The following is a 12,683-nucleotide window of genomic DNA, read 5'->3' as shown; positions in this document are numbered from 1 at the left end:
TGGCAATATGGCTTGAAATTTCGTGTTGAAGAATTGTTCCTAGATTCTAAGTCAGGAGCTTTTCAATTAGCGGTGCGATCCTGCTGGGGTTTTACACGAGGCAGAAGCAAAGCTCTGCATTGGAAGCCTGGTATTAGCTATCTCAAGATTGATTTACGGTGGCTAAGAGTATTACATAAGGGTCGTGATTTACTCCAACCCGTGGCTCTAATTAATACAGATCCTCAACCTTGTTTTACTTTCTTGAAAGCCAAAAGACAATATACTTCTCCTGTAAGATAATGCTGTTGTTTCAGATTTAAAACCAAACATGAAAAAATACTTTTTAGTATCGATCGCCTTTTTAATGACTCAAGCGATCGCTCTAGCTGCTAACGATCCGACCGTAAAAATTACACCATTGGGCAGTCATGATGGCGAGTTTTGTGGATTAGACCGCGCCCTGATATTAGAAGACCCTAACGGTACGCGCCTGGTTTACGATGTGGGAAGAACTGTTGCTGGGGCTGGAGACGAACGTTTGGGCGAGATTGATGTCGTACTTTTGAGTCACGTTCATGGAGATCATCTAGGCGATCGCACTATTTCGGAAGTCAATGGTGGTGAATGTGGCGAACCAGATGTCAATCAGAATGCCACTCCTAACTCAAACACCGTCGATATAGCTCTAGAAAAGAACGCTCGGATTGTAGTTGGTAGCGAAATGAATGGTTTTCTGGGCAATAAAGTTGAAACTAATGGGAGCGACCCCGAATCAGTACAGTTAGTTCGGTTTGGTGCTTCTGTTGAAGTAGACGGGGTAAAGATTACTACTGTACCAGCAGTTCATTCTAATGGCTTGAGTGGAGAATTTATTGAAGGTGAACTAGGAGAAAATCTTTCTGCTGCTGGTCTGACAGCTTATGTAGGTCCTCCTACTGGTTATATACTTACTTTTACTAATGGATTGGTAGTTTATTTATCGGGAGATACGGGAGTAACAGCAGAACAAGAAACAGTAGTACGCGACCAATACGGTGCTGAGTTGGTGGTAATTAATATTGGAGATACTTTTACTACTGGTCCACAAGAAGCAGCTTATGTAGTCAATGAATTAATCGAACCAACTTCAGTCATAGCCTCTCATGCTAACGAAGCTGCTACAGAAGGAGGAAAGGTTATTCCTGGTACGAAGACAGACAAATTTATTCAAGCAACCGAGATGCCAGTATATGTTCCCTTGAGCGGACGAACAATGGAGTTTGACGGCTCTGGAAAGTGCGTTGCTGGTTGTTGAAATTTCTTTGGATGCGAGCTTATTTTTAAGAATTACTACATATCTGAATTTTATATTGCCTTTATTTTTCAAAACCTTCAAGATCTCATCACCGTAAAACAAGTCAAACAGAAACTCAGATTATACGAAATTGAAAGACAAGTTAGGAAAGCAATAGCGATAAGCCTTCGACAATCGGCAGTGCCGATTCGACGTTGCTCCGCAACGGCGGTGCGCTCCAGCGCACGCGAGCCAATCGCCTTTCTTTTTATTCAGGATCGTACAAATCGCTAAAAGCTTCTCTAACTCCATCTGTAGAGTTAGAACTCGCTCCACTCCAATCACTTTGTTTGTCAATCGACCAGGCAATTTCCCCACCCTTTCTCGTTCCTACTCGTGTAAAGGTAAAACCAGCATCGCTAAATTCTGAGCCATAGCTAGCGATAGTTTTAGGGGTAAATCCCAGTAAATCTGATACTTCTGATGTCGAAAGCAGCCAACCATTTTGATAGGCACTTTCTAACTCTTCAAGATAAGTTAATCGTCTGGTCGATTGAGGAATCATTCTTTTGACTACAGTTTCAATCGTACTGACTAAAGCTACGGGATTGATGGCAATTATTGGTTCGCTCTCCTGGGTACTTTCGGTTAGATAAGAAGCAGGACGCTCTATTGTAGAAAGTGCTAGATGACCCTTTTTCTTAAGTATCTGAATAAATCCCAGGGTCGTGCCACCGCGTTTTAGATGAGCGTGTAAGCCGTCTAGTAGCTCTAAATCCTCAGCGGTTACAAAAGCTTTACGCCCCTGTTTGACTGTTTCTATTCCTAAATCTTTGATTCGATTGTAAAGATTGGAGCGAGCAATATCATATCTCGAAGGCAATTGGGATAATGGAACTCGATCGATAGTCATTTTTCTTACTGTCCAGGACTGTCCTGGAAGAAATAGCACCTCACTTCTAACACAATTTTTTTTTACGTCAAGTAGTTTTAAATTTTCTAAGAAGAGCGCAGATGTCCTCGGCACTGCTATAGGCTTCTAGTTAATTAGCTACTCCCATCCCACTTGTTAATTACCTAGTCAGAAAACAAGTTTTTGTTGATTTACCGCCATTTGTTTTCGGTATTTTTGTAGCGGGATGGGAGTAATTTCGATTCGCCTTTATGAAAACAAAGCGATCGCATTGTCAAACTATAGAAATTAGTTTAATTCTCAAACCTAAGCTTTTTAACCAGCCACTCTAACTACTCATCGAACCGTGAGTTTACGCACTCGAAGTTCACAAAACACAGATAGTTTAGTTTTTTATCCCGCTCTAATTGTACTACTTCAGGACTTACGCAGTCGAACGAAATTTCTTTGTTTGAGCAGCGAGTCTATAACGAAAAATCAAGGTTTTCAGTGCTGAAGCGCGTAAGTCCTATACTTTTAAAAAGTAGACTCAATAGCCACACTACTTTTGGGCATAGTTATAGTTAAAACTCCGTCAATAAGTTCGGCATTGACTTTTTCTACTTGAATTTTTACTGGCAGGGGTATATTACAATTAAGCTGTCCGTAATGAAGTTGAGAAGGAATTAGCTCTTTTTCATCTACTGTTTGATGGCGATCGTGCATTCCAGAAATCGATATAGATTCTGGTTCGGCATGAATGTTCAAATGTTTAATGTTAACTCCTGGAACTTCTGCTTTAATAATCAATTCCCGATTAGTTTCGTTAAACTCAATAGCGGGACACCAAGTTTTGTTATTTTCTGTCATCTATGTTGTCTCCTAATATTTGCATCGATTGGCAAGTCGTAGCAGTTACTTTTTATCTTTCCTAGTTTTAGATTAAGCCAACAAGTTGAAGAAAATGTGAAGATAATTGAGAATAATCATCCGATCGCCTTTTTTCTTTTATTGACAATATTACCGAGCAATCTTTATGAGTTAGCACTGTTATTAGCAGTGAAAAGTTTTTCCGAGTTATTTGTTGTAATTTGACTAATATTACTAGTAAATTTATTACTATTAACTGCTACAATGCCGCTGGCACAATAGGTAACACCGCGATATTTGAGTTTCCAATTTGGCTAAGAAATTAAAACTGTATTTTGAGGTATTTTTTCCCAAGGCACGCCTCTATCTCTATATATGCCGATAGATGCAGTATCTTGTGTTAGCTGCCAATTGAGTCGGTAACAGCGTTCCAAAAAGCGAACGGGATCTAGTTCCCAACAGGTTTATGGACGGTCGATTTTATATCGGTGCCAAAAACTAAAAGGGTTGATAAATTTGACATAAAGATGGGAAGAAAACAATTGCCGCCAATAGAGACTAAAAGGGAAACTAACATTATATGAAATACTTAAATTTTTGCTACAAAAGGATGTGGATTGGTGACTGGGCAAAGGTTCCTAATCCCTAATTCCTAATTCCCGATCCCCAATTATGTAGCATTCTTTTTTGGAATTGATATTAGTTTTTCTTGGTGTTTGGTCTTTCATGCCATCGATCTCTTTTACGAGCTTTTATCTTTAGACTAAGCTAATAATTTGAAGAAATTGTGAGATTTACTTTATAAATAGGAATGGCATAACGAAAATAGATTACACTAACCATTCAAATTACTATCCAGTCCAAATCATTTGGGTAGGTTGAATTAGTTCGATTAAATTACCTTCAGGATCGCGCACTAAAGCAATTTTAATGCCCCAATCGAGTATGTTCCAGGGTTTACTAACAATTTCAATCTGATTTTTTTCGAGATTTTTACAAGCTGCATCAACGTCTCGAACTTCAAAGCCGATAGCTATTGCATCATTTCTAGTCCCAAAAGACACTTCAGTTTGATTTCCAAAATATTCTTTGACTTTGCTGTTACACATCAAAATTAATTTTGTTTTACCTTTAGTTAATTCAGCATAGCGATCTATATCAGATTTAAAAATAACTTTTAGCCCTAACATATCTTGATAAAACTGTAAACTATTTTCATAGTTGTTTACTAATAGTCTGGTATAAGCAAAATAATATTTTATAGTTTTTTGTTTAGAGTTTTCTAATTCTGTTTTAAAATGATTTTGAATTTCGTACATCATAATTATTTGATTTACAATTGGCTATTTAATAGCTTTAAATTACACGCTTATTAATTGTGTGCTAAGGAGCACGTCAAATACGTAAATACAGATGAATTAAATTACTGTTCATTACTAGTTACAATCAACGAATTACTTATACAGTTTAAATGAACTTACAAAACAGACATGCACTCGTGTACTAATTGTTTTGTGTCAATGTCTTGAATCTTAGAAACTTGATTTGGGTCGAGAATATAACCAACTCCATATATATTTTTTATCCAGTCGATTGCTCCTACTTTTTGTAGTTTTTTACGTATTCCTTGAATATGAGTTTTAACACAATCTTCTGAAGGTGAACTATCTAATGTCCAGACTAAATCTAATATTTGTGAGCGACTGTACACTCTTTTGGGGTTGCGGACAAACAGTTCTAAAAGACTGTATTCTTTTGGGGTAAGTTTAAGAGGCTTTTCTTGATAGCTGACTTGACAATTAATGGTATTAAGCACCAGTTCGTTAATGTTTATAGTTGTGTTAGAAACAAAGTTTTGTCTTCGAGATATAGCTCTAATTCGTGCATTGAGTTCATTAAGATTTATTGGTTTTGTAATATAATCGTCGGCACCCGCATCCAATCCTTGAATTCCAGCATGAATAGTATCTTTGGCTGTGATTAAAATAATAGGAATTACATAGCCAAGCGACCGTGCTTTAGTACAAAAGTTTATATACTTCTGTTGGGGCATAAAAAAATTTAATAAAATTAGTTCGTATTTTTTGCTTTGAAGATAATGCCAACTTGTGCCAATATCTTTTACCATGTCTATTACATGAAATTGTTTTGTCAAGGCTTGACTAAGTAAATTTATTAGATATTTGTCTTCGTTAACTACTAAGATTCGCATAGTAAAATATTTAGACATTCTCTATGTAACCATGTATATGATGTACATCTTCTTTATAAAACTCAATCTAAGATAAGAAAGTTAATAAAAAATAAATAGTCAATAACTTTAAAACTCAATTTCGGGTTACTAAAAATAATAAATAAACAAAATAAAATAACTATTAACTTGTTTAACTTGTTTAACTTGCTTATTTAAAGTTAGTAAAAAAATAAAATTTAATAAACGTGCGATCGCTGTATTTTTATAATCCACAAAACTACAATTATTGCTAGCTTTTTCAACTGATTATTATAAAATTTATAAAAACAAAAACATATAAAAAAATACCGATCTACAATATTTTTTGTTATAATGATCTTTTGAATTTTAGTTTTTCTTTTGAGTAGACTGATAAAAATTTATTAATAACTATTTGAAAATAAATTTTTCCTATGATCGAACGACAAAATTTAGAACAATTTCGTCCTGTTCCAGTAGACGAAGATGCTTTGAAAACAGCAATGGAAGCTTTTCATTGTCTAGATTGTGGAGCACAAACGGGAGAGTGGGATGCTTTTTTGGAACTGTTACACGAAGAACTTACCTGGTTTGCTCCCGTCGATGGATTTCAAGGACTTCATCACAATAAAGCCTCGATAGAAAAACTTTTTAGACACCATGCCTCGGTGACTCGAACCCATTGGCAGCTTAAAAATATAGTTGCTAACGGTAATGAAATTGGATTTGAATCTTGGACTACTGGAACAATGGAAAATAAGTCATACGGAAACCAACTATTAATGCTGTTTGTAATTGAGGAAGGTAAAGTCAAACACATTCGCGAATATGCTGGTTATCACAATGGAATTGGCGATTTTGTAGGTCACGGAAATCCCAATGACGGTGCTGATGCGTATGCTTACAAAGGACTTTAGACTATCTACTCAAATTTCACAATTTATCAATCGAGCCAAGAAATAGTTAGTCATTTTAGAGCCGTAGGGAGAATTCCACCAAAGTCCAGGAAGACTTCCTTTGGCTGCATTCTTAGAGTATTCCAAATTGCTGCATTCGATCCAGCTTCCATCCTTACGCCATCCCAGGAGATCGCCCCATTGTTCGATTAATTTGCTATTTTGTTCGATAGTAGTTTGTTCGCTACCGCCCAAATCCCGATATATTTGTGCCTGGATACTAAACCCAAAATGGTTATTGCTGTAAGTTAGCCACAATCGATCTATTATTTGTAACTCACTACAGTCAAGGTGTTTGATATCCTCTGGACGCATATCTTCTAATTTTTCCTTGCCAGCAATTGACAAAATCAACCGCACTGTTTCTCTATCTGCTTCTAGCCAATTTTTTTGCTTTAAATAGTTTTGCAAAGCTTCATAGCGATAAACGCCGCTAACTAGTAGCAGCTTTTCTTCAAGATTCGCTATCTTTTTCTTTAGCTGTTCTATTTTACTGTTTGAGAATTGAGTATAGTTTTGAGTCATAGGAAAAATTGTTTTAAAGCTTAATATAAAAAACATGAAATTATTTTTTATAGCTATTTAAGGCGAGAACCTTTAGACAAATAAGCCATAGTAAATGTGGTAATTAATACCATGCTTATACTGTAAAAATAGTTGATGCAGACAGTAGTAATGATAAATGCTAAAACAATTCGGTATTTGTTTGAGAAATTATTTTTCAGGTTTTCAACTAGACTTGAGTTTTTACCATTTGTTATCTTATAGTTTAATTTTGCTTGAATCCAATTATTATCTCGCATAAATTTATATTCAATCAGTTTCTCGTTCGCGGTTTTGTTGCATTGACTCATAACCCACTCCGATCGCCAAACCCAAACTCGAACCTACTACAATAGCTATTGTTTGCCGAGACTCTTTTTCGGCAATATGTGCGATTACCAAACCTAATAAACCACCAGCAAAAGCGGTCAGGATTCCTGTAAATACAAGCATTCTTAAATTCATAATTGAAGTAAACTAGAAAAATATGAATGAACAAAATAAGATCGAAACTGTGAGAAAAAATAGTCCATTGTTCATCCAGTCATTGAGATTCCATTTTTTAAACATTTTTATTTATTAACTCAATCTAAAGTTTAAGATTTAATGTTCGTTTCTCTAGCGCCACTGTTTTTTGCCAAGGTCTTTTGATGTCCGTTAACGTTATTCGATCCGTTTTTACTATCATCATGTTCCATTTTTATTTGCTTTTCTACTATATTTTTAGTATTTTTCTTCTTCTTATTTCCTTTTAAAAAGGATTGTTCAAAATCTTTAATTATGATGTAGAGAATCGGTACAAATATTAGGCTCAAAATTGTAGCTATCAACATTCCCCCGAATACTGCTGTTCCTAATGACCAGCGACTGATAGCTCCTGCACCAGAAGCAATGAGTAACGGCATAAAGCCAACTAAAGTTGATATTGCGGTCATAATAATGGCTCTAAACCGCTGTTCGGATGCGTATATAGAGGCTTTTTTGATGCTCATACCCAAAGCGCGGTTTTGATTGGCAAATTCCACAATTAAAATCGCATTTTTGCTTGCCATTCCAATTAACATTACTAATCCAACTTGGGCATAAATATTGTTATCGAGAATTGGCCAAACTCCTCCAGACTGCAGTAAAGTAGCTCTAAGCCAAATACCTCCTAAAGCACCTAAAACAGCTAGAGGTACGGTAAGCATAATAATTAAGGGATCGATATAGCTTTCATATTGTGCTGCTAACACCAAGAAAACCATAACGAAACTAAAGCCAAATACTAAAGGTGCCACACCACTTGAAGTTTTTTCTTCTGCTGCCGTATTAGTCCACTCATAACCAAGTCCTGGTTGTAGAGTTGCTGCTACGACTTCTTCCATAGCGGTAATTGCCTGACTAGAGCTATACCCTGGTGTGGGATTGACGTTAATTTTGATCGCAGGATAAACATTGTAGTTAGTGACAATAGGCGGGTAAGAGATTTGTCGGGCATCAATAAAATTACTAAGCTGAATCAATTCTTCGTCCCGTGACTTGACATAGAGGCGATTGACATCATCAGGGTTGGTACGATTTGTTGCTTCTGCCTGAGCGTATACTCGATAGAGTCTACCATCCAAAACAAACTGATTGACAAAGTTAGAACCCAGATAAGTTTGAAGAGTATTGAGAATTTCACTAATATCGACATTGAGAGCGTTAGCTCGATCGCGATCGATGTCTGCCTCAAGCATTGGACTATCAAAGGTAAAAGTACTGATAGCCTCGGCAATTTCTGGTCTTTGACTGGCTGCTGCCATGACCTGTTGGGTATTAGCAATCAAAGCCTCCATTCCCTTACCTTGACGGTCTTCAATATAAATTTCCAAACCTCCAAAATTACTCAAGCCATCCACGGGAGGCGCATTGACTGCAATGACCCTCGCACCATCTATTTTCTGCTGAAATTCTTGGTTGATACTTTCTAGTAGACCAAATACCGAACTAGAATCCTTGGTTCTTTCACTCCAAGGCTGAAGTTTGGCAAACATAGTTCCTTTATTGCTGTTTTGTCCATCGAACGAAAAACCTGAAACTGCTATTGAATGCTGTACTTCTTCGTGACCCATTACTATCTGTGCTGCTTGCCGCACAACCTTATCGGTATAGCTTAAGGAAACTCCAGGTGGTGATTCAATGATGGATAAAAAATAGCCTTGATCTTCTTCTGGAACAAATCCTTGAGGTAAACTAACGTAAATCCAACCTGTTAGTACCAAACCCCCAAAAAATATAGCAAGAATTATCCACTTCAATCTAACTAAAAATTCGATCGCTCTTCGATAATTTTCTTTCAGCCAATCGAAAATGCCATTAAAGCGAGGGAACAACCATCCCAATGGACCTCTAACCGTTTCTGTGTGACGTAGAAATACCCCAGACATAGCAGGCGAGAAGGTCAGAGCGTTAAATGTCGAAAAGGCAATTGCAAAGATTATGGTTAGAGCAAACTGTTTGTAAACAATTCCTGTCGTTCCTGGAAAAAAAGTTACGGGGATAAACACTGCCATTAGTACGATAGAAGTAGATATAACCGCTCCTACTAACTCTTCCATAGCATCTAAAGCTGCCTGTACTGGTCGCATTCCCTGAGACAGTTTAGCCGAAACTGCTTCGACAATTACAATTCCATCGTCTACTACCAAGCCTGTTGCTAGAACACAAGCAAATAATGTTAGCTGATTGAGAGTAAATCCCAAAGCCATTAAACCGATTGCCGAACCTACAAGAGATACAGGAATAGCAACCGCAGGAATTAAGGTAGTGCGCCAGTCTTGCAAAAAGATAAAGATAATTAAAACTACCAAGCCAATTGCCTGAATTAAGGTAATTACTAAATCTTTTAAAGAAGCATTAATAAACAGAGTATTATCTTGAGCGATTTCTGCTTTTAACCCCTTGGGAAAATCTCTTTCTAACTCTTTCATTTTTGCTTTGACCAATTCGGCAGTGTTCAAAGCATTTGTGCCTGGAAGTTGATAGATTAGTAAGCCAACTGCGGGTTTTTTAGCATCGAGTATTGCTTTGGTAAAGTAATCTTCTACTCCTAATTCAGCCCGTCCAATATCCTTAATTCTGATTAGCGTACCATCACTGTTAGCTTGCACTACCAAATCTTCAGCTTCTTCAACAGTAGTAAAACGTCCATTAATTCGTAGTGGTAATTCGTATTGTTGCGAGGTAGCTACTGGCTGTTTGCCGATACCACCAGCACCGACTTCAAAGTTTTGATTTTCGATTGTAGATATGACATCAGTAGCAGTTAATCCTCTAGCGGCTAGCTTATTCGGATCGAGCCAAATTCTCATTGAATAGGTTGCCGAACCAAATATGTCGAGACTACCAACTCCTTCAATGCGTTTTAGTTCGTTCCACAAATAGCGATCGACATAATTGTAGAGAAAGACGGGATCGTAATAATATTTTCCTGCCGCATCTTTTTCTGAGTAAATAGCATAAACCAAAGTAATGCTGGGAGATTGTTTTTCAGTGGTTATTCCTGTAGCAGTAACTCTTTGAGGTAGATCGGGTTCGGCTTGGGCAACACGGTTTTGCACTAATACCTGAGCGATATCGGTATCTTGTTCGGTAGGAAAAGCTACATTGATAGTTGCGTTACCATTGTTATCGGTTTGAGAATTAATCCACTTGACATCTTCTGTACCGTTGATCTCTCGCTCTAGTACGGTAGTGACATTATCTACAGTAGTTTTCGCATCTGCACCGACATAATTGGCACTTACCGTAATTTGTTTGGGAGCAATTTGCGGTAATTTGTCTAGAGGCAGCATGGCAATACAAATAGCCCCGATAATTACGATCGCGATCGTGCAAACAGTGGTTAAAACAGGTCGTTTGATAAAAGGGGTGGAGATTGACATTTTTTATCGGGGAATGGGGTTTTTTGAATAGCGAGTAGCGTGTAGCGAGTTTGGCTGAAATAGTGGGAATGATAAATAAAGAGAGGAAGTATAGGATGTATTGATGATTTCTAATGATTGATAATATTTCTATTCAGCAAAGAACCAAACATTTTGCAGTTAGAGTAATTAAAGCTTATATAGAGTTGAGTAAAAAACATTTTGATGATGCTGCCAAGATACTATCAAAACAATTTCTAAGCTCGGGAACTTCAATCGGAGCAAACTGTGCAGAGGCTAGGTTTGCTCAATCAAGAGCCGATTTTCTATCAAAATATTTAATCGCTTTAAAAGAAACTTGTGAGTGTAAATACTGGATTGAAATAATGATTGAATCTAACATCGTATTGAAAAATAAATTTAATATGATGCTTCCCGAACTAGAGCAAATAATCCGAATTCTTGTTTCAACTACTAAAAAGCTCAAAGAGAACAAATAAATTTACTTCCTACTTCCTACTCTCTACTTCCTACTTTTTCCTCAGCAAGTTTGATTGGCATCCCATCTTGCAGACTAAGGATATTAGAAACCGCAATTCTTTCTCCTTTTTGAAGACCAGAGACTACCTGATAGTTTCCATCTTGAATACTGCCCAACTTTACTGGTTGCTGTGCTGCTATTAGTGTCGATTGTTTTTCCTGTGGAGATTTAGAACTGCTTTCTCCCGATTTACTTTGAGAATCTTTTGCTTCAGTATTACCTTTTTGCTTCGCTACATAGACAAAGTTTTGTCCTCCTAGAGTAGATATCGCAGTAGTTGGAACTAAAATACCTGGATTTTTCTTCCAGATCGTCCTGACTTGTAAGTATTCACGATCTTTCAGACTTTCTTGATTGTGAAAAAGCACCTTTGCTAAAATAGACTGAGTATCTTGCTGAACCAAAGGAGCGACATAGACAATTTTTCCTTCAACTCCAGCACTACCATCTCGGTCGATACTCTCTACTGTAAGTCCAGTTCTGAGGCGATCGCGATATTCAACAGGTACATTTATATTAAGCTCTAAGTTTTGATTGTTGGTAATAGTGGTCAGAGAATCGCCTACACTTACATAATCACCGACTTTTTTAAAATCGAGACTGCCCACAATACCATCGATAGGTGCAGTAATGGTGTTATAAGCCAAACTTTGACTGACTGACCCTAATTCCGCTTTGGCGCGATCTACGGCTGCGTTTTGACTGCTAACATTAGCCCTAGCTTGCTCTACCTGTTCGTCTGCAGCCTGAAGAGATTTTATCGCTGCATTCAAAGTTTGTTTGCGGGAATTGCGTTGGGCAAAACTGCTTTTAAGATCTCGATTGTCTTCATCTAAATCTTGTTGGGGTAAAGCACCTCCTTTAACCAGCATTTTTGTTCTTTTGATATTAGTTTTCGCTAGCTCTACCTCAGCTTCAGTATCTTGCAAATCTGCTCTGATACCTTCAACCTCTGCCGCAGCAGCAGCGCGGTTGGCTTCTGACGTTTTTAGTTCTGCTCGCGTTTGACCTAATGTAGCTTGTTCGACATTAACGCTTTGAATGGCAGCATTGACGTTTTCTTGTTCTTGAGTCGGCTCTAGCTTTACTATGGGATCTCCACGACTGACGCGATCGCCTTGTCGCACAAAAATTTCAAGAATTCTGCCTTCAATACGAGGGGCGAGATTTACTCTCTCTGTGGCTTGTAAAGTACCAACATATTCGCTGCTATCCACTAACGTATCTAATTCAATAGTTTTTAGCTTGACAGCAACTACCTGGGGTTCTTGTGATTCTACTTTTCCACCACAGCCAGATAAACTTATTGATAAAATTGCAGTTGTCACAACCGATGTAGAGATACGTGAAATACACGTATCAGGCATAAAGAGCGAACTTAGTTTGAAGGTCATTTGAAGATTACCTTTAGCAATGAGCAATGAGCAATGAGCAATGAGCAATGAGCGATGAGCAATGAACAATGAGCAGTCAACAGTAAACATTATTCATTGTTGAATACTTAGTTTTAGCGGTCTTCGGTTGCTA

At 37.5% G+C, this 12,683-nt stretch carries 12 protein-coding genes; 4 read left to right on the top strand and 8 right to left on the bottom strand.

Translation table 11 applies throughout. The features are described 5' to 3' along the window. Positions 1–12 precede the first annotated feature (12 nt). Positions 13–282: a hypothetical protein gene (locus KV40_RS06105; protein WP_036478965.1), complete on the top strand. Its 270-nt coding sequence runs from the start codon at positions 13–15 to the stop codon at positions 280–282. Between the two features lie 28 nt (positions 283–310). Continuing rightward, positions 311–1,276 carry an MBL fold metallo-hydrolase gene (locus KV40_RS06100; RefSeq protein WP_036478963.1) on the top strand — a complete coding sequence of 322 codons (966 nt, stop codon included), beginning with the start codon at positions 311–313 and terminating at the stop codon, positions 1,274–1,276. Between the two features lie 247 nt (positions 1,277–1,523). Here KV40_RS06100 and KV40_RS06095 read toward each other — a convergent pair whose 3' ends face one another. From KV40_RS06095 to KV40_RS06080, 4 genes are all read right to left on the bottom strand, one after another. Further along, positions 1,524–2,207 carry a hypothetical protein gene (locus tag KV40_RS06095; protein WP_253274179.1) on the bottom strand — a complete coding sequence of 228 codons (684 nt, stop codon included), beginning with the start codon at positions 2,205–2,207 and terminating at the stop codon, positions 1,524–1,526. Positions 2,208–2,684: 477 nt separating this feature from the next. After that, positions 2,685–3,017 (bottom strand): Hsp20/alpha crystallin family protein, encoded by a 333-nt coding sequence (locus tag KV40_RS06090; protein WP_052055409.1) that lies wholly within the window; start codon positions 3,015–3,017, stop codon positions 2,685–2,687. 851 nt (positions 3,018–3,868) lie between these two features. Then, on the bottom strand, positions 3,869–4,339 hold the full coding sequence (locus KV40_RS06085; protein WP_081942781.1) for a VOC family protein: 471 nt from the start codon (positions 4,337–4,339) through the stop codon (positions 3,869–3,871). A gap of 155 nt (positions 4,340–4,494) precedes the next feature. Further along, on the bottom strand, positions 4,495–5,247 hold the full coding sequence (locus KV40_RS06080) for a response regulator transcription factor (RefSeq protein ID WP_052055408.1): 753 nt from the start codon (positions 5,245–5,247) through the stop codon (positions 4,495–4,497). A gap of 416 nt (positions 5,248–5,663) precedes the next feature. Between KV40_RS06080 and KV40_RS06075 the strand changes: the two genes are divergently transcribed. Further along, a complete protein-coding gene (locus KV40_RS06075; RefSeq protein WP_036478951.1) occupies positions 5,664–6,146 on the top strand; it encodes a nuclear transport factor 2 family protein in 483 nt (160 codons plus the stop codon). A 9-nt stretch (positions 6,147–6,155) separates the two neighbouring features. Here the strand turns inward: KV40_RS06075 and KV40_RS06070 are convergent, their stop codons facing one another. The 3 genes from KV40_RS06070 to KV40_RS06060 all read right to left on the bottom strand — a co-directional run bounded on the left by KV40_RS06070 (position 6,156) and on the right by KV40_RS06060 (position 10,636). After that, positions 6,156–6,710 carry a GUN4 domain-containing protein gene (locus KV40_RS06070; protein WP_036479107.1) on the bottom strand — a complete coding sequence of 185 codons (555 nt, stop codon included), beginning with the start codon at positions 6,708–6,710 and terminating at the stop codon, positions 6,156–6,158. A gap of 288 nt (positions 6,711–6,998) precedes the next feature. Beyond that, the gene (locus KV40_RS06065; protein WP_253274178.1) at positions 6,999–7,181 is read right to left on the bottom strand and encodes a hypothetical protein; all 183 of its coding nucleotides are present in this window, start codon (positions 7,179–7,181) and stop codon (positions 6,999–7,001) included. Positions 7,182–7,324: 143 nt separating this feature from the next. Continuing rightward, entirely contained in the window at positions 7,325–10,636 is a 3,312-nt protein-coding gene (locus KV40_RS06060) for an efflux RND transporter permease subunit (RefSeq protein ID WP_081942780.1), read from the bottom strand. Positions 10,637–10,749: 113 nt separating this feature from the next. On the opposite strand from KV40_RS06060, the gene KV40_RS06055 reads away from it, so the two are divergent. Next, positions 10,750–11,115 carry a four helix bundle protein gene (locus tag KV40_RS06055; protein ID WP_036478946.1) on the top strand — a complete coding sequence of 122 codons (366 nt, stop codon included), beginning with the start codon at positions 10,750–10,752 and terminating at the stop codon, positions 11,113–11,115. A gap of 16 nt (positions 11,116–11,131) precedes the next feature. On the opposite strand, the gene KV40_RS06050 is transcribed toward KV40_RS06055, so the two are convergent. After that, on the bottom strand, positions 11,132–12,550 hold the full coding sequence (locus tag KV40_RS06050; protein ID WP_081942791.1) for an efflux RND transporter periplasmic adaptor subunit: 1,419 nt from the start codon (positions 12,548–12,550) through the stop codon (positions 11,132–11,134). Positions 12,551–12,683 lie beyond the last annotated feature (133 nt).

The organism is Myxosarcina sp. GI1 (assembly GCF_000756305.1).
Classification (GTDB): Bacteria; Cyanobacteriota; Cyanobacteriia; order Cyanobacteriales; family Xenococcaceae; genus Myxosarcina.
This window is presented reverse-complemented; position numbering and strand designations above follow the sequence as displayed.